Annotated in this window: 17 protein-coding genes and 1 pseudogene; 10 read left to right on the plus strand and 8 right to left on the minus strand. The window is 59.4% G+C overall.

The window, feature by feature from the left end:
- Positions 1–245: 245 nt before the first annotated feature.
- Positions 246–2,009, plus strand: a complete 1,764-nt coding sequence (locus ACIQAL_RS11750) for a cation:proton antiporter (protein ID WP_401145411.1) — start codon at positions 246–248, stop codon at positions 2,007–2,009.
- 36 nt (positions 2,010–2,045) lie between these two features.
- On the opposite strand, the gene ACIQAL_RS11755 is transcribed toward ACIQAL_RS11750, so the two are convergent.
- Together ACIQAL_RS11755 and ACIQAL_RS11760 are read right to left on the minus strand one after the other, a co-directional pair.
- Entirely contained in the window at positions 2,046–2,453 is a 408-nt protein-coding gene (locus tag ACIQAL_RS11755; protein ID WP_401145413.1) for an SMI1/KNR4 family protein, read from the minus strand.
- Positions 2,454–2,583: 130 nt separating this feature from the next.
- The gene (locus ACIQAL_RS11760) at positions 2,584–3,438 is read right to left on the minus strand and encodes a Tim44 domain-containing protein (protein WP_401145415.1); all 855 of its coding nucleotides are present in this window, start codon (positions 3,436–3,438) and stop codon (positions 2,584–2,586) included.
- 214 nt (positions 3,439–3,652) lie between these two features.
- Between ACIQAL_RS11760 and ACIQAL_RS11765 the strand changes: the two are divergent.
- Positions 3,653–3,754, plus strand: a pseudogene (locus ACIQAL_RS11765) (IS5/IS1182 family transposase); the annotation flags it as partial.
- A 157-nt stretch (positions 3,755–3,911) separates the two neighbouring features.
- The gene (locus ACIQAL_RS11770; RefSeq protein ID WP_401145417.1) at positions 3,912–6,515 is read left to right on the plus strand and encodes an RHS repeat domain-containing protein; all 2,604 of its coding nucleotides are present in this window, start codon (positions 3,912–3,914) and stop codon (positions 6,513–6,515) included.
- A 229-nt stretch (positions 6,516–6,744) separates the two neighbouring features.
- Here ACIQAL_RS11770 and uvrD read toward each other — a convergent pair whose 3' ends face one another.
- A complete protein-coding gene (gene uvrD / locus ACIQAL_RS11775) occupies positions 6,745–8,931 on the minus strand; it encodes a DNA helicase II (RefSeq protein WP_401145418.1) in 2,187 nt (728 codons plus the stop codon).
- Positions 8,932–9,134: 203 nt separating this feature from the next.
- Between uvrD and ACIQAL_RS11780 the strand changes: the two genes are divergently transcribed.
- The 3 genes from ACIQAL_RS11780 (at position 9,135) to ACIQAL_RS11790 (ending at position 12,646) form a co-directional block, all read left to right on the plus strand.
- Positions 9,135–11,174: a putative bifunctional diguanylate cyclase/phosphodiesterase gene (locus ACIQAL_RS11780; protein ID WP_401145420.1), complete on the plus strand. Its 2,040-nt coding sequence runs from the start codon at positions 9,135–9,137 to the stop codon at positions 11,172–11,174.
- A 144-nt stretch (positions 11,175–11,318) separates the two neighbouring features.
- Positions 11,319–12,185, plus strand: coding sequence for a transcriptional regulator HexR (gene hexR, locus ACIQAL_RS11785; protein WP_166593990.1), 867 nt, complete (start codon positions 11,319–11,321; stop codon positions 12,183–12,185).
- A gap of 233 nt (positions 12,186–12,418) precedes the next feature.
- A complete protein-coding gene (locus ACIQAL_RS11790; protein WP_401145422.1) occupies positions 12,419–12,646 on the plus strand; it encodes a PA3496 family putative envelope integrity protein in 228 nt (75 codons plus the stop codon).
- Here the strand turns inward: ACIQAL_RS11790 and ACIQAL_RS11795 are convergent.
- Positions 12,600–13,550, minus strand: a complete 951-nt coding sequence (locus ACIQAL_RS11795) for a LysR family transcriptional regulator (protein ID WP_401145424.1) — start codon at positions 13,548–13,550, stop codon at positions 12,600–12,602. The two genes, ACIQAL_RS11790 and ACIQAL_RS11795, sit on opposite strands and share 47 nt — an antisense overlap.
- A 196-nt stretch (positions 13,551–13,746) precedes the next feature.
- On the opposite strand from ACIQAL_RS11795, the gene ACIQAL_RS11800 reads away from it, so the two are divergent.
- Positions 13,747–15,162 (plus strand): acetyl-CoA carboxylase biotin carboxylase subunit, encoded by a 1,416-nt coding sequence (locus tag ACIQAL_RS11800; RefSeq protein WP_401145426.1) that lies wholly within the window; start codon positions 13,747–13,749, stop codon positions 15,160–15,162.
- Between the two features lie 98 nt (positions 15,163–15,260).
- Positions 15,261–17,066, plus strand: coding sequence for a sodium-extruding oxaloacetate decarboxylase subunit alpha (gene oadA / locus ACIQAL_RS11805; RefSeq protein ID WP_401145428.1), 1,806 nt, complete (start codon positions 15,261–15,263; stop codon positions 17,064–17,066).
- A gap of 431 nt (positions 17,067–17,497) precedes the next feature.
- On the opposite strand, the gene ACIQAL_RS11810 is transcribed toward oadA, so the two are convergent.
- Genes ACIQAL_RS11810 through ACIQAL_RS11820 form a run of 3 tightly spaced genes read right to left on the minus strand, consistent with a single transcriptional unit; the run spans position 17,498 to position 19,264 of the window.
- Positions 17,498–18,169: a GNAT family N-acetyltransferase gene (locus ACIQAL_RS11810; protein WP_401145430.1), complete on the minus strand. Its 672-nt coding sequence runs from the start codon at positions 18,167–18,169 to the stop codon at positions 17,498–17,500.
- A 17-nt stretch (positions 18,170–18,186) separates the two neighbouring features.
- Positions 18,187–18,633 carry a GNAT family N-acetyltransferase gene (locus ACIQAL_RS11815; protein ID WP_401145432.1) on the minus strand — a complete coding sequence of 149 codons (447 nt, stop codon included), beginning with the start codon at positions 18,631–18,633 and terminating at the stop codon, positions 18,187–18,189.
- Entirely contained in the window at positions 18,626–19,264 is a 639-nt protein-coding gene (locus ACIQAL_RS11820) for an FMN-binding negative transcriptional regulator (protein ID WP_401145433.1), read from the minus strand. The genes ACIQAL_RS11815 and ACIQAL_RS11820 overlap by 8 nt, the downstream gene beginning before the upstream one ends.
- Before the next feature lie 88 nt (positions 19,265–19,352).
- On the opposite strand from ACIQAL_RS11820, the gene ACIQAL_RS11825 reads away from it, so the two are divergent.
- Entirely contained in the window at positions 19,353–20,897 is a 1,545-nt protein-coding gene (locus tag ACIQAL_RS11825) for a PLP-dependent aminotransferase family protein (RefSeq protein ID WP_401145435.1), read from the plus strand.
- A 253-nt stretch (positions 20,898–21,150) separates the two neighbouring features.
- The gene (locus ACIQAL_RS11830; protein ID WP_401145437.1) at positions 21,151–22,362 is read left to right on the plus strand and encodes a YeeE/YedE family protein; all 1,212 of its coding nucleotides are present in this window, start codon (positions 21,151–21,153) and stop codon (positions 22,360–22,362) included.
- A 190-nt stretch (positions 22,363–22,552) separates the two neighbouring features.
- On the opposite strand, the gene tkt is transcribed toward ACIQAL_RS11830, so the two are convergent.
- The gene (tkt, locus tag ACIQAL_RS11835) at positions 22,553–24,640 is read right to left on the minus strand and encodes a transketolase (RefSeq protein ID WP_401145439.1); all 2,088 of its coding nucleotides are present in this window, start codon (positions 24,638–24,640) and stop codon (positions 22,553–22,555) included.
- Positions 24,641–24,875 lie beyond the last annotated feature (235 nt).

Genomic DNA, 24,875 nt, shown 5'->3' on the forward strand with positions numbered 1-24,875 from the left:
GCTATCAAAACCAACACTATCGGGACGCTGGCAGCCGGGCTGCCGTCACGCCTGAGGTCGATCTGTTTCCATATATTGCACCGGCTTCATCGGCTTTTGTGCGGTGTTAACCTGCGAAAACCCTTGGATGGGGTATTTCCTGCGTTCCGTTCAGAAATTTCTGACTCTGCTGGCGATCTTTCGCACCGCAGCCGTCTCCTTTTCGGCATGAACGCGCATCTTTAGTCGTCACAAGGAGCCGCGCCATGCATGCCATCAGTTTCATTCAGGACCTGGCAGTCATCATGCTGGTGGCTGGCGTAGTGACCGTACTCTTTCACCGACTCAAACAACCGGTCGTTCTCGGCTATATCGTCGCGGGCTTCATCATCGGGCCGCACACTCCGCCGTTCGGCCTGATCCACGACGAAGACACTATCAAGACCCTTGCTGAACTGGGCGTGATCTTCCTCATGTTCTGCCTGGGGCTGGAATTCAGTCTGCGCAAACTGTTCAAGGTCGGCGCTACGGCGTTCGTCGCCGCCTTCCTCGAAATCATGCTGATGATCTGGATCGGCTATGAAATCGGACAGTATTTTGGCTGGAGCACCATGGATTCGCTGTTCTTGGGAGCGATTTTGGCCATCTCCTCCACAACGATCATCGTCAAGGCGCTCAACGACCTGAAGATGAAGAATCAGCGCTTTGCCCAACTGATCTTTGGCGTGCTGATCGTGGAAGACATCCTTGGCATCGGCATTATCGCGCTGTTGTCGGGCATTGCAGTCAGCGGCTCGGTGAGTTCCGGTGAAGTGTTCTCCACCGTCGGCAAGCTTTCGTTGTTCATGATCGTCGCGCTGGTGATCGGGATTCTGCTGGTGCCGCGTTTGCTGGCCTACGTCGCGAAATTCGAAAGCAACGAGATGTTGTTGGTTACGGTCCTGGGCCTGTGTTTCGGTTTCTGTCTTCTGGTGGTCAAACTCGAGTACAGCATGGTGCTGGGGGCATTCCTGATTGGCGCGATCATGGCCGAATCGAAGCAACTGGCGAAGATCGAGCACCTGATCGAGCCCATTCGCGACATGTTCAGCGCGATCTTCTTTGTCGCCATCGGCTTGCTTATCGACCCGCAGATCCTGCTTGCCTACGCATGGCCCATCGCGGTGATCACCGTCGCGGTGGTGCTGGGCAAGATGCTGTCCTGCGGCTTGGGCGCGTTTATCGCGGGGAATGACGGCAAGACTTCGCTTCGCGTCGGGATGGGGCTGTCACAGATTGGCGAGTTTTCCTTCATCATCGCGGCGCTCGGGATGACCTTGCAGGTCACCAGCGATTTTCTCTATCCCGTTGCTGTGGCGGTGTCGGCGATCACTACATTGCTCACGCCGTATCTGATTCGGGCTGCCGATCCACTGTCCCACACGTTGGCGAGGATCATGCCTACGCGAGTGGCCCGGGTTTTCGGTCTGTACGGAGAGTGGCTGCGCAGCATTCAGCCACAGGGGCAGGGGGCGTTACTGGCTTCGATGATTCGCAAGATCCTGCTGCAAGTGGGGGTGAACCTGGCGCTGGTGGTGGCGATCTTCTTCTGCGGTGCTTATTTCGCCGAGCGCATTGGAGATTACTTCAGCGAATGGGTCAGCGAAGTCGGTCAGCAGAAGGCCTGGATATGGGGCGCTTCTTTACTGTTGTCGCTACCGTTTCTGATCGCGGCCTATCGCAAGCTGAAAGCGCTGTCGATGCTGTTGGCCGAGATGAGTGTGAAGCCAGAGATGGCGGGCAGGCATACCGCACGCGTACGCCGAGTGATTGCGGAAGTGATCCCGTTGCTGTCGCTGGTGGTGATTTTCCTGCTGATCGCCCTGCTATCGGCGAGCATGTTGCCGACTCACGAATGGTTGCTGCTGATCGTGATCGTGGCAGCGGTGGTGGCGGCGGTGCTGTGGCGCTGGTTCATCCGCGTGCACACCCGCATGCAGATCGCCCTGCTGGAAACACTGGGGAATCATCAGGAGCCTTCAGAGCATTGAGCCGCTGAAGGCTTCCCTGCGTGCGTGGGAAATGTCTCAGCTTTCCAGCCAGACGTCCCGCGCCCAGTGCCAGACCGATTCCCAGCTTTCTTCGGTGACGAGCTCTTCATCGCCAGACCACAGCACCACAGTGCCGTCTTCTTCAACGCAGTAATAATCTTCGCCGTCCTGGCAGATCGGGATGAGCTCGCGCGGAACACCGATGTCCCAGGCATTTGCCGCCACGTCAGGCAGGTAGGTATGAGATTGCGGATCGGTGACAGTCACCGGCTCCAGGCTGCCGTACACCACGTCGCTGACGGTCAGCAAAAATTCCTTGAAGACGAAAGGAATGTTGATGAACAGCTGCTCTTCGATTTCGACAAGCTGATCTTCGTCCGGCAGCTCAAGCGGGACAGGAACCGGCTCATTGGCTTCACGGAGTTGTTCGATGACTTCTTCCACGACGTGGATCCTCTAACGGTTTTCGCGGTTTATACAGTAGCTCAAAGACATCACCAAATTAACTGCGGCCCACAGAAAACAAAACCCCGAACGCAGTCGGGGTTTTGGATTAGCGAAGCGGCAAAGAGTTTCAGCCGTTCTGGCGAATACCTGCCACCAGCCAAGGCTGGTTCTCGCCTGGGGCGCGCTCCATGTTCCAGCTTTCGCTGAACACTTCGCCCTGGTCAAAACGCGAGGTTTTCGACAAGCCGCTGAAGGTCAAGGTAGCCATGGTCTTGTCGGCGCGGTCGTCGACACCTTCGAGTTGCACGTTCAGGTTGTCGATGTAGGTGGACTGGAAGCCATCACCCAGGTCTGCGCGTTCTTTCTTCAGGAACTGCAGCATTTGCGGGGTCACGAACTCGGAAATCTTGTCCATCTCGTTCGCGTCCCAGTGCTGTTGCAGCGACTGGAAGTGGTTGCGTGCGGCCTCGATAAAGCGCTCTTCGTTGAACCATGCCGGTGCGTTGATCACCGGGCGAGCCGACGCGGCAGGCGAACCGCCAAACATCGAATTGGCGTTTTGCGCAGGCTGCTGTTCGAAGGTTTCACGCTGGAACGGCGCGCCAGCCGGAGCCATGTTTGGCTGCTGCTTGCGTCGACGGGCGGCGATGAAACGGAAGATCACGAAAGCGATGACCGCCATGATCAGGATGTCGAAGAACTGCATGCCCTGGAAGCCGCCGCCCATGAACATGGAAGCGAGCAGGCCACCGGCAGCGATACCGGCCAGAGGGCCCAGCCATTTGGAAGCACCGCCCGCAGCAGGCGCAGGACGACCGGCAGCGTTAGGTGCAGCGGCAGGAGCAGAAGGAGCTGTCTGACGCGCTTGGTGACTTGGCGCCGAGCCCATGCTCTTGCCGCCACCGAAACGCGCGGCGTTGGCATCCAGACTCATGGTGAGTCCGATGACCAGCGCCAAAGCGATGCTTAGAAAACGTTGCATATTGGGAATTCCCGTTTGTGGATTGCACGCGCGCCATATTGAACAGGACAAATGTGTCTGACCAGCGACCATATGTTTCTGGCTTTTGCGTGGATCTCAATCACCCGCGTACTACTTGGGCTGCAGGGCGATTGAGAAAGTTCTGTAGGAAAGATGGGGGGCCAGATGTAGGAATGCAATACCGGAGGTCAACCATCACGCAAATCCTTTGTGGGAGCGCGACATCATCGAACGCATGTTTGGCTGGTTGAAGGAAAACTGCCGTGTCGTCGCGCGGTTCGACCACCGGGTGATGAGCTACGCGGCCATGGTTACTTCAACCCGCATGCACGCTGGTTTCGAACTGTTGACGCAGGGTCTGCGTGTCGCCGTTGAGCGGCGCTCCTTGCGCCCAGTTGAAGCTGGGCTAGACCTAATTACATCGCTGTGGCTGCGGGATTGGCCGCAGCGCTTCATCTGACATGGATGCCCATATGGATGCTTTTCTGCATGCGCGTACCGCCAGCATCACTGCGCGCGACTCTCGGCAATTGGTTGTTTTGACGATTCGTGGTGCCCGCCGCGAGCGCGACGTATTTGATAACGCCGCGCGAGTGATCGAGCGTTTCGACGCCCGTCGTCTTTTTAGCCGTCGATCTCTCTACGCACTCTCTGGAACGGAGCTGTCGGCCGAATGTGCCGACGCTGGCTGGCAGCTTTCGCTGCTTGGTGAGGCCGGACAGACAGTCGAGCAGCGCGACGGCCGGGGGCTTGTCCGGCGTGTCGAACATGACGCGCTTTTGCGGCCCATTGCAGTGCTTGAAAGCGGTATCCGTGTTGAGTGTTATGCCTATGGCGCCGCCGATGAGGCTGCTGGCAACCGTTGCGGGCGCCTGACCGAGCAGCGGGATCAGGCAGGTAGGCTGGTAAATGAACACTATGCGCTGGGGGGGCAGGTGTTGGTTCAAGGGCGAGAGGTTGTTGCAACTGAAATCGCTCCCACAGCGATGCTGCGCACGCATTGGGCGTATGGTCCACTTGGGGATGTTCAGCAGCAGACTGATGCCGGCGGCCATGTACGCCGATTCACGGCATCCGTGAGCGGCGAGGCGGATACTGCGCAGGCCATGGGTCGGTTGATGATCAGCAGCACGTGTTATGACGCCGAAGGCCGCCTTCAGGCGCAAACCTTAGGCAATGGTGTAGGCACCGAGCGTGAGTATGATCCTCCCGATGGTCGCTTGGCCCGACTGCGCAGCCGTTGCGCAGACGGCACGGTGCTGCAGGACCTGACCTACCGCTACGACCCCGTAGGCAACCCACTGCGCATCGAAGACGCTGCGCAGCCCGTTCGGCACTTCAACAACCAGCGCGTCGAGCCGGTGCGCACCTTCGCCTACGATATCCACTACCAACTGATCGAAGCCACCGGCTATGAAGCGGCGGACAATCAAGGCATCGCTATCTACAGTGAAACCTACGACTACGACCTGGGCGGAAACATGCTGCAGTTGGTGCATGTTGGCGCAAAGAATTTCACACGCACCTGGCAGGTGTGTGGCAGTAGCAACCGCGCCCATCTCAAGGACAACCCACCGGACTTCGATGCGAACGGCAACCTGCAGCAACTGCAGCCTGGCCAGTCGTTGCAGTGGGACAGCCACAACCGGCTAAGCGGAGTGAGTCCGGTGCAGCGTGATGACGGCAATGACGACTACGAGCGTTATCTTTATGGCGCTGATAACCTGCGTGCATGCAAGACGCGTCATGCCAAGGCGGGAAGCCATTCGCTGGTTGAAGACGTGCTGTACCTGCCTGACCTCCAGATTCGCAATAACAGCGCCACGGGCGAGACATGGCATGTGCTCGACGTCTGCGGCGTGCGCGTGCTGCATTGGGTGCAAGGCAGGCCTGCCGAACTGACAAACAATCAGCCGCGCTATTTACTGACCGACCACTTGGGCTCGACCACGCTGGAACTCGATTCCGAGACGAGACTGATCAGCCAAGAGATCTATTACCCCTACGGCAGCACCGCTTGGAGTGCTGCCAGAAGCGCCATTGAGGTGAAGTACCGTTTCGTGCGCTATTCAGGCAGGGAGCGCGATGCCACTGGCTTGTATGACTACGGGCTTCGGTATTATGCACCGTGGCTATGCCGCTGGATTAATCCAGACCCGGCGGGGGAGATGGATGGGTTGAATCGGTATCGGTTCGCGAGCAATTCGCCGGTGCGCTATGGCGACGTGCTCGGCGCTGCGCCTTACGACGTTTTGCATGAAGGCGAAATGCATGGGGCCAATGGGGTGCCTTTCAAGTTTGTTGCCCGAGGGAGAGGTGAGTTCAGTGCGGCTCAGAACGTGGCGTTCGAGGAGGCGCTGGTCCTGGCGACAACGTTGCTAGACGATGCAATCGCTGGATTATCTTCTTCGTCGCTGGACAAAGGCACGGAAGCCTCGCTTGAAGCAGCATTTGGCACATTATCAAACCAGCAAAGAAAATCAGTCATCAAGAAACTGCGCGGTAATTACAAACAACAACGTGATTACCTGCAAAGTCTTAATGGTGAGAATGGCTGGAAGGTGAGCTTATATAGCGGTGCTTCAGCAGCGGGCGTTACATTCGGCGTCAGGCCATATGCACCACAGAAAACGATGGCACTGCGTGAAGATCACGTCATGGATGCTCATCCTCTTGAAGTCGCTGACACGCTGATACATGAAGCAAGTCATGCTTCTCATAACACCAGGGATGTTTTTTATAATAAAAATATACCGTTTTCCGGGCGTAACGTGAGCGATGAGGAGCTGTCTGAAAACGCCAGGCTCGTGGCCGGTAATCTAGTCAAGATTGCCGCCAGCGGCCCCATCTTGGTAAACGCCCACAGCTTGAATCGAGAAGCCTTCGACGACCTTGCCAAACGATCGAAGATAGTTTCGGTATTTTCCAAAAGAACGCCGCTTGAACGCTTCATCGGGGACGAAAAAATCAGGAGTAAAGTGCTGCTCTCAAACGCCGACACTTACGGTCGCTTTGTCAGGTCGAACCCCGCGGCATACGCTACTTTCAAGTCTCTCAGGGCGAATCGCGCTATTTAGTGTGATGTTTTCCAGTAATAAGCCATGTAGAAATTAGGCTCTATATGAAAAGTATTGAGACGAAGGTCCGGCACGGCAAAAACGGCCGAGAAAGCGGACCGGGGCGCGATCGGCTCCCGGGCCCGCTTTGAGTGTCCGTGTTGTACATGAACGTTCCGACCTGGCTCTCGATCAAGGCGGTTTTCAACGCAGCGTCACCTGGTATCAACGGATGCCAGACAGGGCCTGATCAAACCGGCTCCAGCTTGGCATACCCCAGCATCAGCCACTTGCTGCCTTCGGAGAAGTTCACCTGCACCCGAGCCTGGGCGCCGGAGCCTTCGAAGTTCAAGATCACGCCTTCGCCGAACACCGCGTGCTGCACGCGTTGGCCGAGCGAGAACTGGCTTTGTGGAATGCCTTCGCCGTCGAACAGCCGGCTCGGCGCCATGGTCTTGGAGCCCCCGAAAGGGCGCGTGACGCTGTTGGACAGGCGCACTTCCTGAATCAGATTCGGTGGCACCTCACGTACGAAGCGCGACACCTTGTTGTAGGTCTCGCTACCGTACAGACGTCGGGTTTCAGCGTACGTCAGCACCAGATGTTGCATTGCGCGGGTAATACCGACGTAAGCCAGGCGACGTTCCTCCTCCAGACGGCCCGGTTCTTCCAGGCTCATCTTGTGTGGGAACAGGCCCTCTTCCATGCCAACGAGGAACACGTAAGGAAATTCCAGACCCTTCGCGCTGTGCAGCGTCATCAGCTGAATGCTGTCTTCGTGCTCATCGGCCTGAGTGTCGCCTGCCTCCAGTGAAGCATGGCCGAGGAACGCGGCCAGTGGCGTCAAGTCTTCCTCGTCTTCGCTGTTTTCGAAGGCGCGGGCGGCACTGACCAGCTCCTCAAGGTTTTCTACCCGAGCCTGGCCTTTCTCGCCTTTTTCTTCCTGGTGATAGGTGATCAGCCCGGACTGCTCGATGACGGTCTGGGTCATCAGGTGCAGCGGCATCTCCATGACCTTGGCCGAGAGGTTCTCGATCAGTTCGATAAACCCGCCCAAGGCGCTGGCCGCACGACCGGTCACGCCTTTATTAGCCACCAGCAGGCGCATGGATTCCCACATCGACACATCGGCGTGGCGCGCATGCTCGCGAATGGCTTCGACGGTTTTCTCGCCAATGCCACGGGGCGGCACGTTGATCACACGTTCGAGGGCCGAGTCGTTGCCACGGCCTTCCAGAACGCGCAGATAGGCCATGGCGTTCTTGATTTCGGCCCGTTCGAAGAAGCGCTGACCGCCATAAATGCGGTACGGGATGCGCTCGCGCAACAGGGCCTCTTCCAGCACCCGGGATTGGGCGTTGGAGCGGTAAAGAATCGCGATGTCGCTGCGGGACATGCCGGTCTTGATCGCGCTCTCGATGGTCTCGACCACGTAGCGCGCTTCATCGTGTTCGTTGAAGGCGGCGTACAGGCTGATCAGTTCGCCGTCGCCGACATCGGTCCACAACTCTTTGCCCAGACGGCCACTGTTGTTGACGATCAGGCCGTTGGCAGCCTTCAGGATGCTCGCGGTGGAGCGGTAGTTCTGCTCCAGTCGGATCGTCTCGGTGTCCGGGAAGTCATCGGAATACTGATGAATGTTTTCGATTTTCGCGCCGCGCCAGCCGTAAATCGACTGATCGTCGTCGCCGACCACCATCAGACTGTCGCCACCCTTGGCCAGCAACCGCAGCCAGGCGTATTGCACGGCGTTGGTGTCCTGGAATTCGTCTACGAGGACGTGGCGGAAGCGGCGCTGGTAATGCTCCAGCAGGCCAGGGTTGTCGCGCCAGAGGTCCAGTGCGCGCAGCAGCAATTCGGAGAAGTCGATGACGCTGGCCCGTTGGCACGCCGCTTCGTAATTCTCGTAGATGCCTTTCATGGTGCTAAGGAACAGATCGCCGGACGCCTGAATGTGCTTGGGACGCAGCCCTTCATCCTTCTGGCAGTTGATGAACCATTGCGCCTGACGCGCAGGCCATTTCTGCTCGTCCAGACCCATCTCGCGGATGACGCGCTTGACCAGACGCTGCTGGTCGTCGCTGTCGAGAATCTGGAAATTCTGGTTCAGCCCGGCTTCCTGCCAGTGCGCGCGCAATAGACGGTGCGCCAGCCCGTGGAAGGTGCCGACCCACATGCCTGCCGGGTTGATTCCCATCAGCTGCTCGATGCGATGACGCATCTCGGCGGCTGCCTTGTTGGTGAACGTCACCGACAGGATCGAGTGGGGCGACGCGTTCTCGACCTGGATCAACCAGGCGATACGGTGCACCAGCACGCGGGTTTTGCCGGAGCCTGCGCCAGCGAGAACCAACTGACGACCCACGGAGGCGGCGACCGCCTGGCGTTGGGCATCGTTGAGGGAGTTGAGCAGAAGGGAGAGGTCATCAGTATGCATCGGCGCATTCTAGGGTGCCGACGGATGCCGGGCAAACTCTAACGCTGGTCGGTCGTGAAAAGCTGTTCCCCCCTGCCTGTAGGAGCGGAAAACCGTCACGTATGCCGACCATTCATGCAATTTATTTCCCTGACTGTTTGGTCTGTTCGGTGGCTTGTGTATGCTCCGTGCACGTTCAAGGCTCACTAATTATAAGAATCGCCATGACCACCAGCTCCAAAGCCCCGGCCGATGCTGTGGCGACACGACGTGTCATCCGCAGACAGTTCGCCACCCAGCTTGCCGTCGAGCGCACACGCCTTCTTTATCAGGGGTCGCTGCTGCCGACCCTGTTCATGTTCATCAATGGTTTGCTCTGCGCCTGGCTGCTCTGGAGTCCAGAACGGTACGTGCTCGTCAGTATCTGGGTAGGGTGGCTGTCAGCGCTGGTGTGCCTGCGAGTGCTGCAGGTGGCGGCGTTTCGCGCGGCGCCACCGGAGCGCCAGGCGCAGCCGGTCTGGACGCGGATGTTTCTGGCGGGCGCCTGTGTCAGCGGGTTCACGCTCTCCAGCGCGGCGCTGGTGCTGGTTCCCGTGGAAAGCTTCGTGCAACAGGCGTGGGTCTTCGGCCTGATCGGCGCGGCCACGCTCTCGGCCAGCGTGGCCTACGCCGCAAGCATCCCGGCCTTTCTGACGTTCACCGTGCCGTGTCTGCTGCCGCCCATCCTCTATCTGTTCTGGGGTGGCGACGTGCCGTTGCGCGGCTGGGGCTGGCTGGGGTTGATCCTGCTGCTGGCGCTGATCGTCGTGGCGGCGCAGGTCAACCGGTTGATTGAGCGAGGTCTGACCCGGCGCTTTCAGAATCAGGCCTTGATTGAGCACCTGCAGCAGGCTCAAGCCCAAAGCGAAGCGCTGAATCGAGAGCTGACGCGGCATTATGAAGAGCGTGCCCGATTCCTCTCGCACTATGACGAGCTGACAGGTCTGGCCAACCGCGCGCTGTTCAACGAGCGGCTGCGCGAAGCCAATCAGCGCGTACGCCACGGCAGGCAAACCCTGGCGCTGCTGCACATCAATCTGGACCGTTTCAAGCTGCTCAACGACAGCCTCGGGCATGAGGTTGCCGATCAATTGCTGCGTCAGATAGGCCGTCGCATCAGCGCCGAGCTGGCAGACGCCGATACTGTGGCGCGCTTGTCCGCCGATGAATTCGCGGTGCTGTTCGACACCTTCGGCAACCTGACGACGCTGACGCGAATGACCACCCGGTTGCTGAACAAACTGCGTTCACCGGTTCTGGTGGCTGGGCACGAACTGGTGGTCAGCGCGTCCATCGGCATCGCCTTGCTGCCGGATTCGGCCAGAGACATTTCTGCGTTAGTCACCCAAGCCAACATGGCGATGCAGCACGCCAAACACTTGGGCGGTAACAGTTTTCAGTTCTACACCGACAGCCTGCAAGCCCGGACCCTTGAGCGTTTGCAGCTGGAGATTCAACTGCGCCGAGCGATTGAAGACGGTCAGTTGGAGGTCTTCTATCAGCCCAAGCTCGAACTGGCGACCGGTCAGCTCAGTTCTGCCGAGGCCCTTGTGCGTTGGCGGCATCCGGTGCTCGGCATGGTACCGCCCAGCGAATTCATCGGCCTGGCCGAAGAGTCCGGGCTGATCGCCGACATCGGCGAGTTCGTGCTGCGCCGCGCCTGCCGACAGGCCTGCGAATGGCAAGCCAGCGGGCTGCGGCCCATTCGGGTGTCAGTCAATCTGTCTGTGCATCAATTACGGCAGGGCAAGCTCGTCAGTCTGGTGCGCCAAGTGCTCGATGAAAGCGGGCTGCTGCCTGAATACCTGGAGCTTGAACTGACCGAAAGTCAGTTGCTGGACAGCGTCGAGCACATCATCAGCACCTTCCAGCAGTTGCGTGAGTTGGGCGTGAAGTTGGCTATCGATGATTTCGGCACAGGCTATTCATCACTGAGTTACTTGAAGCGCTTCCCCGTGGACTACGTGAAAATCGACCAAGCGTTCATCCGGGGGCTCAACGAAGGGACAGAAGACGCTGCCATCACGCGGGCGATCATCGCCATGGCTCACAGCCTTGAATTGAAGGTGGTCGCCGAAGGGGTAGAGAACGAACAACAGCTGGAATTTCTCCGAGCCCATGCATGTGACGAGGTGCAAGGCTACCTGGTCAGTCGGCCTGTGGAGGCCAACGCGATGGGCACTGTCCTACGTGATTGTGAAGCGGTTGCCTGGAGTCCCGTGTGAAAAGTCCTACACTGCATGGCGACCCGTCGCTCCGGGCTTTTCGTTTGGAATCATCAAACTCGTTTAGCTGTGCGGTTTGCAGGTCATGTAGTATAACTACAAGAAAGCTACAGCCCGACCCATCCTCCTATTGAGTCCTGTCCTTTGAATCTGTTGCAGCACATCGCCCAGTCTCGCCATCTCTTGCGTAAGTCGGAGCTCAAGGTAGCCGACCATGTGCTGCTTGATCCTGCGGCCGTGATGCACAGTTCCATGGCCGATCTGGCCCACAGCGTCGGGATCAGTGAGCCGACCATCGTGCGATTCTGTCGTGCGATTGGCTGCACCGGTTTCCAGGACCTCAAACTCAAACTCGCACAAAGCCTTGCGGCGGGCGCGAGCTTTGGGCAGTTCGCGATTCATGAAGACGACTCGGTTGCGGACTACAGCCTTAAAATCTTCGACACCACGCTCCATACGCTGATGGAAGTTCGGGAAAAGCTCGACCCTCACGCGTTGCAGGCGGCGGTGACCGTTATGGCTGCGGCCCATCGTGTGGAGTTCTACGGGTTTGGCGCGTCGGGCGCGGTCGCGGCTGACGCCCAGCACAAGTTCTTCCGACTGCTGCTCACGGCGGCGTCCTACTCCGACCCGCACATGCAGGCCATGTCGGCGGTAACGCTCAAGCCTACAGACGTTGCGGTGTGCATCTCACAGTCAGGCCGGTCGAAGGACCTGCTGATCACGGCCAACCTCGTACGCGAGAGCGGCGCAAATCTGATCACTCTGTGCCCAAGTCAGACCCCATTGGCCGAACTTTCGACCGTCAACCTGGCGATCGACGTGCACGAAGACACCGAAATCTACACGCCGCTGACCTCGCGTATCGCCCATTTGGTCGTGATCGATGTGCTGGCAATGGGCGTGGCAATGGCCCGTGGCCCTAGCCTGGTCAATCACCTCAAGAGCGTGAAGCGCAGCTTGCGCAGCCTGCGTCTGTCGCCGAAGTCGATCAAGTCGTCTGAGGATTGATATCAGGCCCGCCTACGCTCTTCTGTAGGAGCGAATTCATTCGCGAGAGGGCCTTACATCCGGCACATCTCCATCGGCCAAACCGCCGCCTCGCGAATGAATTCGCTCCTACAGGGGTGACCACAGCGTCTGGGCTTGCGACTCAACCTTCACCAACTTGTAACGCTTCCGACGCCTGATCGTCACCGCGTACCGCCACTCTGTACTCCCGCACACGCAATGGGAGACAGGATATGCCTCGGCACTACGATGACTCGCAGCAGCAAAACAACAGCGCCAAAACCCGCCGTCAGCAGGAAGACCAGCGCCGCATGGCGTTTCGGCGTGCGATTGAAACGCGGTCCGAAGACCGTCGCCTGACCCTCGAATTCGATGACTACCTGGACGCTGACTCCGCCAGCTTTTGGCAGAGCGCTAGCGTTTCGGAAGGTGCCCGTCAAAGCGCGCGACCAGCTCGCTGATCTGCGCACGCTCGGTGCGAATGAACGCCAGGAAGGCATGCGCCACTGGTGACAGACGTTTCTCCCGAGCCTGTACGACGCACCAACTGCGATAAAGCGGCAGTTCGGCCACTGGCAGCTCCTTGAGCGTGCCAGTGGCCAGTTCCAGACTCAGCGCATGCCGCGTCAGCAGCGCCACCCCCAGCCCTGCCACGACACACTCCCGTTGAGCTTCCGCCGAAGACACCTCCAGCGAGTGCTCGAAGTGAATGCGCTTCTCCTTGAAATATTCCTCGCACGCCTTGCGCGTTCCCGACCCCTGCTCGCGTACCACCAGCGTGTAGGCTTCCAGATTTTTCAGCGACAGATTTGGCTGTTGTGAAAGCGGATGGTCCGGTCGCGCCACTGCCACGATGGGATTGTTGAGGAAGGGTAGAAACTCCAGCCCCATGTCCTGCGGGACCATCGACATCACCACCAGATCATCGCGGTTGTCGGAGAGGCGTCTAATCACCTGTGCCCGATTAACCACGGTGAGGTTGAGCATGACTTCGGGGTATTGGCGCTTAAAAGCCGCAAACAGGTGTGGAACGAAGTATTTTGCGCTTGATTCAATGGCGAGCTTCAACTGCCCTTGAAGCGAGCCCTGCATGTCCGACAGCTGCATGTCGAGGTTTTCAAGGCGCCCGAAGATGTCGCGACTGGCCAATTGAAGCGCTTCGGCGGCTTCGGTCAGGTAGAGTTTTTTGCCCACGTACTCGAAAAGCGGCTGGCCGATGAGCTCTTCGAGCTGACGAATCTGCAAGCTGACAGCGGGTTGCGTGAGGGACATTTCTTCAGCCGCACGGCTGTAGGACCGAAGATCACAGACTTCATTGAAGATTCGCAATTGACGCAATGTCATACGCATCAATGACTTACGCATCTGTCAATTCCTCTGCTCATGGCTGAAAGCGCAACTATAAGGTTTTACTTATGTTTAACCCAATTTTTACTCATTTTTGTTAATTGCTGATTCGTCATAGGGTGAGCCATCGCTGCGACGCAACATGTTGTAACGCTATGTCGCTCCGTACTGACCGGGTTTCCGGTCCGTCTGCTCATCGGTCGAGGAAATGCCAGTGATAACAAAAATCCTGATCGCCAACCGTGGGGAAATTGCTGTCCGGATCGTGCGCGCTTGCGCAGAAATGGGCATCCGTTCCGTGGCGATCTACTCCGACGCGGACCGCCATGCGCTCCACGTGAAGCGTGCGGATGAGGCCTATGGCATTGGTTCCGAACCGCTGGAGGGTTACCTGAACCCGCGCAAGTTGGTGAACCTGGCTGTGGAAACCGGTTGCGACGCGTTGCACCCCGGTTATGGCTTCCTCTCGGAAAACGCCGACTTGGCTGAGATTTGCGCCGAACGCGGAATCAAATTCATCGGCCCTTCCGCCGAAGTGATTCGCCGCATGGGCGACAAAACCGAAGCTCGCCGCAGCATGATCAAGGCCGGCGTGCCGGTCACCCCTGGCACCGAAAGCAACGTTGCCGACATCGCCGAAGCGTTGACCGAAGGCGATCGCATCGGCTACCCGGTGATGCTCAAGGCCACCTCTGGTGGTGGCGGTCGCGGCATTCGTCGCTGCAACAGCCGTGAAGAACTGGAGCAGGCATTCCCTCGGGTGATTTCCGAGGCGACCAAGGCGTTCGGCAAAGCTGAAGTCTTTCTGGAAAAGTGCATCGTCAATCCCAAGCACATCGAGGCGCAAATCCTCGGTGACAGCTTCGGCAATGTCGTGCACCTGTTCGAGCGTGATTGCTCGATTCAGCGTCGTAACCAGAAGCTCATTGAAATTGCCCCAAGCCCTCAATTGACCCCTGAACAGCGCGCCTACATTGGCGACCTGTCGGTGCGCGCCGCCAAGGCCGTGGGTTACGAGAACGCGGGCACCGTGGAGTTCCTGCTCGCCGAGGGCGAGGTGTACTTCATGGAAATGAACACTCGGGTGCAGGTGGAACACACCATCACCGAGGAAATCACCGGCATCGACATCGTGCGCGAGCAGATTCGCATCGCGTCCGGCCTGCCGCTCTCCGTGAAGCAGGAAGACATCATTCACCGGGGGTTCGCGTTGCAGTTCCGCATCAACGCCGAAGACCCGAAAAACAACTTTCTCCCAAGCTTCGGCAAGATCACCCGTTACTACGCGCCGGGTGGCCCTGGCGTGCGGACCGACACGGCGATCTACACCGGCTACACCATTCCGCCGTACTACGACTCGATGTGCCTGAAGCTGATCGTCTGGGCGCTGACCTGGGAAGAGGCGATGGACCGGGGCCTGCGCGCGCTGGACGACATGCGCCTGCAAGGCGTGAAAACCACTGCAGCGTATTACCAGGAAATCCTGCGCAACCCGGAATTCCGTAGCGGCCAGTTCAACACCAGCTTCGTCGAGAGCCACCCTGAACTGACCAACTACTCGATCAAGCGCAAACCCGAAGAGTTGGCCCTGGCCATCGCCGCCGCCATCGCCGCCCACGCAGGCATTTAAAAGCAGCGTCGAGCTGCGAGCGTCAAGCCTCAAGTAAAAGCCGTACGCGGTGACTTGTAGCTTGTGGCTCGGAGCTTGAAGCTTGTGAGGAGATAAGAATGACGAAGAAGATCTTTGTAACCGACACCATCCTGCGTGACGCTCATCAGTCGCTGCTGGCAACCCGCATGCGCACCGAAGACATGCTGCCGATCTGCGAGAAGCTCGACAAAGTCGGCTACTGGTCGCTGGAAGTCTGGGGCGGCGCGACGTTTGACGCGTGCGTGCGTTTCCTCAAAGAAGACCCATGGGAGCGCCTGCGCCAATTGCGCGCCGCGCTGCCGAACACCCGCCTGCAAATGCTGCTGCGCGGCCAGAATCTGCTGGGCTATCGCCATTACAGCGACGACGTGGTCAAAGCCTTCGTCGCCAAGGCTGCCGTAAACGGGATCGACGTGTTCCGCATCTTCGACGCCATGAACGACGTGCGTAACCTGCGCGTGGCCATCGAAGCGGTGAAGGCTGCGGGCAAACATGCGCAAGGCACCATTGCGTACACCGTCAGCCCGGTACACACCGTCGAGGCCTTTGTTGCTCAGGCCAAGCAGATGGAAGCGATGGGCTGCGACTCCGTGGCGATCAAGGACATGGCCGGTCTGCTGACACCGTTCGCGGCGGGCGAACTGGTCAGGGCACTGAAAGCCGAGCAGTCGCTGCCGGTGTTCATCCACTCCCACGACACTGCGGGTCTGGCCGCGATGTGCCAATTGAAGGCGGTCGAAAACGGCGCCGATCACATCGACACCGCGATCTCCAGCTTCGCGTGGGGCACCAGCCATCCGGGCACCGAGTCGATGGTTGCCGCGCTCAAGGGCAGCGAATTCGACACCGGTCTGGACCTGGAGCTGCTGCAGGAAATCGGCCTGTATTTCTACGCCGTGCGTAAGAAGTATCACCAGTTCGAGAGCGAATTCACCGCCGTTGACACCCGCGTGCAGGTCAACCAAGTGCCCGGCGGCATGATTTCCAACCTCGCCAACCAGCTGAAAGAGCAGGGCGCGCTGAACCGCATGGGCGAAGTGCTGGCCGAGATTCCACGTGTTCGCAAGGACCTGGGCTATCCGCCGCTGGTGACCCCGACCTCGCAGATCGTCGGCACTCAGGCGTTCTTCAACGTCCTGGCCGGCGAGCGCTACAAGACCATCACCAACGAAGTGAAGCTCTACCTCACGGGCGGCTACGGCAAGGCGCCGGGTCAGGTCGACGAGAAGCTGCGTCGTCAGGCCATTGGCAACGAAGAGGTTATCGACGGGCGTCCGGCGGACCTGCTGAAACCGGAAATGACCAAGCTGCGTGGCGAAATCGGCGCGTTGGCTAAATCGGAAGAAGACGTGCTGACGTACGCGATGTTCCCGGACATTGGCCGCAAGTTCCTCGAAGAACGCGCTGCGGGCACCCTGGCGCCAGAGCCACTGCTGCCGATTCCGGAGCCGGGCGCTGTGGCGCGGGCGGGCGGTGAAGGCGTGCCGACCGAGTTCGTTATCGACGTTCACGGCGAAAGCTACCGCGTCGACATCACGGGTGTAGGCGTCAAGGCCGAGGGCAAGCGCCACTTCTACCTGTCCATCGACGGCATGCCGGAAGAAGTCGTGTTCGAGCCGCTGAATGAGTTCGTCGGCGGTGGCATTGGCAAGCGCGCCCAAGCTAGCAAACCGGGTCACGTCAGCACCACCATGCCGGGCAACATCGTCGATGTGCTGGTCAAGGAAGGCGACACGGTCAAGGCCGGTCAGGCAGTGCTGATCACCGAAGCGATGAAGATGGAGACCGAGGTTCAGGCAGCCGTCGCGGGCAAGGTCGTGGCGATCCACGTGGCCAAAGGCGACCGCGTGAATCCGGGTGAGATTCTGGTCGAGATCGAATGATCGCGATTCATCAAAGCTGAAACAGCCTGACGCGCACCGACGCGGCAGGCTGGACGATTACCTCTGGGGGAGCTCTCGTGGCTCCTCTTTTTTTGTCCTGCAGAAGCTGTTTCTGCAGCAGTTCTGTTGCTGATGTCGTGCAGCGTGGCTGAATGAACCCAATCCCTGTAGGAGCGAATTTACTCGCGAAAAAAAAGGCTCAGGCGATAGAGATGTGTCGGCTGCACCGGCCAATCGCGAATGAATTCGCTCCCACAGGGGTGGGTCTGCGCCGCGTAGATTGGGCATGGCGCGGGTTCAACTGTGGGAGCGAATTTATTCGCGAAAAAAAGGGTCAGGCGATGGAGATGTGTCGGCTGCACTGGCCAATCGCGAATGAATTCGCTACGACAGGTTTTGCGCTCTCCAGCCGAATTAACGAGTGAATTCGCTCATGCGTTGCGCAAATCCGCCAACGTCTTGATTTGCTCGCCCTCCTTGAAGTTATCCACAGCCAGCCACGCTACGAAGGCTTTCTCCAACTCGGGCCATTCGCTGTCGATGATCGAGAACCACGCGGTGTTGCGGTTCTGGCCTTTGACGATCATGTGCTGGCGGAACGTGCCTTCGAAGCTAAAGCCAAAGCGCTCTGCCGCGCGCTTGGAGCGGGCGTTGTCGCCGTTGCATTTCCACTCCAGACGACGGTTGCCCAGTGCGAACGATTCTTTCGCCAGCAGGTAAACGGCTTCAGTGCTTTTCGGCGTGCGCTGCATCGACGCGCCGAACGTCACGTGGCCGATTTCGATCCGACCCGCACTCGGCACGATCGACATCAAGCTGAGAAACCCGTCGATGGCGCCCGTTTGCTGATCGATCACGGTGTAAAACCAGGGATCGGTCGAGTTTTGCAGCCCGGCCAGGTAGTCATTGAAAACAGCGCGTTCGGTAAACGGACCGACGGCCAGGTAATCCCATAGTTTCGGGTCCGCACCGGGGCCTTCCAGTGCTGTCCACAGGCCACCCGCGTGACGTGCGGCATCGAGTTTTTCCAGACGGATAAAGCGACCATTCAGGGTGCGCGTGTCCGGCAGTTTGGCCGGTTGCCAGTGTTCGAGGTTCGACATGTTCAGAATTCCAGAGCTCAAAGCGGTTTGCGGAATTGAATGAAGCCAGGGCGTTCGGCGATGCGGTCGTACAGCTGGATCGCGGTCGTGTTGGTCTCGTGGGTCAGCCAGTGAACCTTGTCAGCGCCGTCCTTCTTCGCGGTCGCGTAGACGTGCTCGATCAGCTTGCGCCCGACGCCGGTGCCGCGTTGGTCCGGGGTGACGAGCAAGTCTTGCAGGTAGCACGACCAATTGATGCTCCAGTTGGAGCGATGGTAGATGAAGTGCACCATGCCCACCGCTTTACCGTCCTGCCAGGCGAGGGCGGCATTGGTCGGCTCATTGCTGTCGAGAAAGCGTTTCCAAGTGCTTTCAGTGACCGCGTCCGGCAATTCCGTCTTGTAGAAGGTCAGGTAGGCTTTCCACAGCGGCAGCCAGGCAGCGTGATCGTCGGCGGTTACGGCGCGGATCTGTACGTCAGACACGGGGTTCTCCTTGGCTCATCAAACGAGCGATTTCCTGATCGGTTTGATCCTGGCTGGCGGCCAGGCCTTGGCTGACGCCGGCAATGTCTTCGGCGCTGCGGTTTTGGTTGAGCTTGCGTTTGCCTTCCAGGCGCTCAATGGGGATGGCGAACCCGACGATGGCGTTGAGCATTTTCTCGACGTAATCGGCAGGTGCATCGCTGACCGCCCAAGGCTCGACGCGTTTGCCTTCGTGCTTGTCGGTCAGGTCGCTGACGAGCTGCAACAGGCGCGCGGGGTCGGTGAAGATCTCGGCGCGACCGTAAGCGTGCACGGCGAGGTAATTCCAGGTCGGTACAACTTTGCCGTGTTCGGCCTTGGCGGCATAGAAAGACGGGCTGATGTAGGCGTCCGGACCTTGGAAAATCACCAGCGCTTCGCCAGATGTCAACGCCTTCCACTGCGGGTTGGCCTTGGCCAGATGGCCGAACAGCGTGCCATGCGGCCCTTGGTTCGGGTCGAGCAATAACGGCACATGGCTCGCGTGCAGGCCTGTTTCGTCGACGCTGATCAGGGTCGCCAGGCGCGTACCTTCGATCTGTCGATGCAGGCTGGCGAGGTCCTCATCTTTGAAATAGCTGGGTGTGTACATGAGATTTTCCTTGGCGATTGGCCCCATCCTAGGCAGCCTATTGGTCTGTTGTAAGAACCATTAATGGTCAATTTTGTAGAGCCAATCCATGCCAATCACGCCATCGCTGACTTTCGATTTCGCCGGGATAGAGCTGGACCGCCAACAGGGCCTCAGTCGCCAGCTGTATCAGGCGTTGCGCCAGCGAATCCTTGACGGGCGTTTGGGCAGCGGCACGCGCTTGCCCGCCAGCCGTGATTTGGCCCTGGCGCTTTCTATTTCCCGCAACAGCGTGATGCGCGCCTACGACCAGTTGTACGCCGAAGGTTTCATCGAAGGGCGAATTGGTGACGGTACTTACGTCGCTCAACTGCCGGACAAACCCATGTCCGCCAAAAAACTATCCACAAAAATGTCCACAGGGTTATCGACAGGCTTATCAACAGGGTTATCCACATTTTCGCCAAATGAGCTTGGTAATTTATCCAGTAAAGTTGTCCACAGTGCGTCTATGGAGCGTTTGGAACAGCATCATTTGAAGCCCCATTTGAAGGGTTTGCCGAGGGCGTTTCGTGTTGGCATTCCTGCATTCGATCTGTTCCCGTTCGACGTGTGGGGCAAGCTGCACGCGGCTTTCTGGCGCAAACCTGGGTTGCATCAGCTGGGCTACGGCGATCCGGCAGGGGAGTGGCGGCTGCGGGAGCTGATCGCGGTGTATTTAAGAACATCTCGTGACTTGCAGTGCGATCCTGAGCAAATTGTGATCACCAGTGGCGCACAGCAGGCGATTGCCCTTTGTGCACAGTTGCTGTTGAACGATGGCGACGGCGTGGCGATTGAAAACCCCGGCTACCGCGCCGCTGGGCATGCGTTCGCCGTGGCGGGCGCGACTTTGCGCGGCATGCCGGTGGACGAGGAGGGGATGCGCAGTCCGGATTTGAAGGACAGGAATTGCAAACTGGCCTACGTGACGCCGTCTCACCAATACCCGTTGGGCGTGACCATGAGCCTGGCGCGGCGCCTGGATTTGCTCGCCTGGGCCGAGCGCACCCAGGGGTGGATCGTCGAGGACGATTACGATGGCGAGTACCGCTACAGCGGCGCACCGCTCGCGCCCTTGGCTGCCCTGGACCGGCATGGGCGGGTGCTTTACGTCGGCACCTTCGGCAAGGTCGCGTTCCCGGCGCTGCGCCTCGGCTATCTGGTGTTGCCGCGCGATCTGGTCAAGCCGTTCAGCCAGCGGCGTGCGGTGGACATGCGGCATTCGGAGGTTGGCACGCAGGCGGTCATGGCCGAATTCATCGCGGCGGGGCATTTCCAGCGGCACATTCGGCGCATGCGCCGAGCGGCGTTGAGTCGGCGGGATGCGTTGCTGGCGGGATGGCCCGAAGATGTACGGGGCTGCAGTCCCATGCCCAAGCCGGTGGCGGGGTTGCACGTGTCGGTGGCGGTCGAGAGCCTGGCGCGAGAAAGAGAACTGGTGGCCAAGGCCGACAGCGTGGGGGTTGAGATCGGGGCGTTGAGTGATTATTGGCTGCCGAATTCCGATACGCCTGTGGATAACCGGGCGGGGTTGGTGTTGGGGTTTGCGGCGGTGCCCGAGGCAGACATTGCGTCGGCACTTGAGCGGTTGCGGGGTGTTTGGAGAGAGTAGTTTCCCAACAGACGGATTTTGCTACGAAGCAGCAGTAAAACCAGACGACCTAGTCGTGTCAGGGCAGTCACGGTGGCAGGGTTTACTGCCGCTTCGCGCCAGATCGCAGGCAAGCCAGCTCCTACGGCCTGCGGCCAGAATCAAAAGCCTTGACCACGCCACCCCGGCAGTCCTACGGCGCTGCGGCCAGAATCAAAAACAACTGGGCGGGGTTATACTCGCGCCCATCGCAAACATACCCTGAGACACATCCATGAGCCTCCCTCTTTCCGCCGCCCCTGAGCGCAAGCTCGGTGCGCCGCTGATCGCTTTCATCCTGTTGGTTATCGGCGCGCTGTTTCTTCAGTCCGCCGTCGGCGGTAAGCAGGTCTTGTTGCTGATCGTCGGCGCCGCGTTGGGCCTGACTCTTTATCACGCAGCCTTCGGTTTCACCTCGGCCTGGCGCGTGTTCATCAACGAGCGACGCGGTGCGGGTCTGCGGGCGCAGATGGTCATGCTGGCGATTGCGGTCGTGCTGTTCTTTCCGGCCTTGGGCGCGGGCACGCTGTTCGGTACGCCGGTCACCGGACTGGTCGCGCCGGCGGGCGTTTCCGTCGTGTTCGGAGCGTTCATTTTCGGTATTGGCATGCAGATGGGCGGTGGTTGCGCGTCAGGCACGCTGTTCACCGTCGGGGGCGGCAATGCGCGGATGCTGGTCACGCTGCTGTTCTTCATCATCGGTTCGGTGATTGCCACCCATCACGCCGACTGGTGGTTCTCCCTGCCGTCGTTCCCGGCGATCTCGATCGTCAAAACCTTCGGCGTGATGCCCGCGCTAATCATGAGTCTTGCGCTGTTCGCTGTGATCGCCATAATCACAGTCAAACTGGAAAAACGCCGTCATGGCGAACTCGAAGCCGCTGTCGCGAGTGAGCACGTGGGCCTGCGTCGTTTCCTGCGCGGGCCGTGGCCGCTAGTGTGGGGTGCGATTGCCCTGGCGTTGCTCAACTACGCGACGTTGGCGTTGGCGGGTCGTCCCTGGGGCATCACCTCGGCGTTCGCCTTGTGGGGCGCGAAAGTCGCCAGCGCGCTGGGTGTAGATGTCGGCAGCTGGGTGTTCTGGCAGATGCCAGCCAATGCCAAGGCTTTGGCGGCGCCGGTGTGGGAAGACATCACCACCGTCATGGACATCGGCATTATGTTGGGAGCGGCGGTGGCGGCGGGGCTTGCAGGACGTTTCTCGCCAAGCCTGAAGATCCCGACCCGTTCGCTCATTGCGGCCGTGTTGGGCGGTTTGTTGTTGGGGTACGGCTCGCGTTTGGCCTATGGCTGCAACATCGGCGCGTATTTCAGCGGCATCGCTTCGGGCAGCCTGCACGGCTGGCTGTGGCTGATCGCAGCGTTTGCGGGGAATGCGGTGGGCGTAAGGATTCGGCCGTTCTTCTTTGAAGGCGAGCGGCGTCCGGTGGTGTTGAGCGGGTGTTGATTACTGCCTGACAGCACTGCCGCAGTTTTGCGGCACTCATAAAACCCCCTGTGGGAGCGAATTCATTCGCGATGCGGTAGTACATCCGAAAAATTTTCGTCGGATGTACCGGCCTCTCGCGAATGAATTCGCTCCCACAGGTGATCATCGTGTGCCAAGCCGATGTCTTGTCAGATAACGAAAGTCAGCTTCATTTCCCCAGTTGGGATTTGGCAACCTTAGCGATGTTCTCAGCCGTAAACCCGAACTTCGCCTGCAGCTTGTCAATCGGCGCCGAGGCCCCGAACGTGTTCATCACGATCTTCGCGCCGGTCTGGCCGACGTACCGATCCCAACCCACAGGCCCGGCCTGCTCCACCACGACGCGAGCTTTCACGTTTGGCGGCAGCACTTCGTCGCGATACGCCTTATCTTGATCCTCGAACAACTCCCAGCTCGGCATCGACACTACGCGGGCCGCGATACCTGCTGCCTTGAGTGTTTCGAACGCCTCGACGGTCATGCCGACTTCGCTGCCGGTGGCGATCAGAATCACCTCGACTTTGCCCTCGACTGCGTCGGCCAACACGTACGCACCACGAGCGACGTGCTCGGCACTCGCATATTTAGCGCGATCCAGTGTCGGCATCGGCTGGCGTGAAAGCACCAGACACGTGGGTCGGTGGGTTTGGGCCAAGGCGACTTTCCAGGCCTCGGCCGTTTCATTGGCATCGCCCGGACGCAGGGTCAGCAGACCGGGGGTGGCGCGCAACTGGGTCAGGTGCTCAATGGGTTGGTGAGTCGGGCCGTCTTCGCCCACACCGATGGAGTCGTGGGTGAAGACGAAAATCACCGGCAGCTCCATGATCGACGCCAGGCGAATCGGCGGCTTCATGTAGTCGCTGAACACCAGGAATGTCGAGGTGTAGGGACGGATATAGGACAGCGCCAGTCCGTTGGCAATCGAGCCCATTGCGTGTTCGCGAATCCCGAAATGCAGGTTGCGACCGCTGTAGCTGCCGGCTTCGAAGCTGCCGGCGCCTTCAAAGGTGAGGTTGGTTTTGGTCGAAGGCGAAAGGTCCGCCGACCCGCCGATCAGCCAGGGAATCTGTTGAGCGAAACCGTTGAGCACCTTGCCACCCGCCGCACGGGTCGCGATGCCCTTGGCGTCGGCGTCGAAACTGACCGCCGTGTTGCGCCAGCCTTCGGGCATCTCGCCTTGACGCATGCGTTGGAGCTCGTCGGCCAGTGCAGGCTGCTCTTTCTCGAAGCGCGCGAAGGTTTCCTTCCACGCGTCATAGCCGCCGCCGTTGCGTTTCAGCAGGGCGTCGCGCAGGTAATGGCGCGCTTCTTCAGGCACCAGGAAGCTGCTGTTTTCGTCCCAGCCGTAAGCTTTTTTGGTCAGCTTGATTTCATCTTCGCCCAGCGGTTCGCCGTGGGCGGCAGCGGTGTTGTGTTTGTTCGGCGAGCCGTAGCCGATCACGCTGTCGACCACGATCAGCGTCGGAGCGTCATCGGTCTGCTGGAAGGTCTGGATTGCCTGAGCCAGCGCGGCCGCATCGTTGGCGTCCTTCACGTGCAGGGTCTTCCAGCCGTAGCCCTCGAAGCGTTTCAGCGGATCGTCGCTGTAGGCCAGTTCGGTATGGCCTTCGATGCTGATGGTGTTGTTGTCGTAGATCCAGCACAGGTTCGACAGCTTCAAATGACCGGCCAGCGACGCAGCTTCTGCGGTCACGCCTTCCATCATGTCGCCGTCGCCGCACAGCACGTAGATGTTGTAATCGAACAGCGTCGCGCCGGGTTTGTTGAAATGCTCACCCAGCCAGCGAGAACCCATCGCCATGCCCACGCTGTTGGCGCAGCCCTGACCCAGCGGGCCGGTAGTGGTCTCAACGCCAGTGGTCATGCGGTATTCAGGGTGGCCAGGGGTTTTCGAATCCATTTGGCGAAACTGCTTGATGTCTTCCAGGCTGATCGCCGGTTTGCCGGACGGTTTGCCGTGTTCGTCGATCTCAACCACGCCCGCCAGGTGCAGCAGCGAATAGAGCAGCATCGAGGCGTGACCGACTGACAGGACGAAACGGTCGCGGTTGGGCCAGTCAGGATGTTCCGGGTGATAGCGCAGGAAATCTTTCCACACCGTGTAGCCGACCGGAGCCAGTGCCATCGGCGTGCCGGGGTGGCCAGAGTTGGCCTTTTGCACGGCGTCCATGGCCAGAGTGCGGATGGTGTTGATGGTCAGTTGGTCGCGATCGGTGTGGGGTGCAGGTCGTTCGGTGGAGGTGGCAGACGCGCTCATTAACATTCTCCTCGTGACGTGTGGCTGAAGCTTCCAGATAGGTGTTGAGCGCGGGGGAGGCGGGTTCGTTCCATGAATAATCCGTCACCTGACTGGCTGTTGGCGCACGAAGGCGGGCTGCGCTTTTAAGGCATTTGGTTACATTTCCACTGGTGAGCAGCCCGAACGATCTGTAACAACTGTATTCGAACCCCTTTGCGACTCCAGCTTGTTGCGGGGTCCACGGTTGCAAACA

This window comes from Pseudomonas sp. NPDC088368, from assembly GCF_044753445.1.
Classification (GTDB): Bacteria; Pseudomonadota; Gammaproteobacteria; order Pseudomonadales; family Pseudomonadaceae; genus Aquipseudomonas; species Aquipseudomonas bambusae.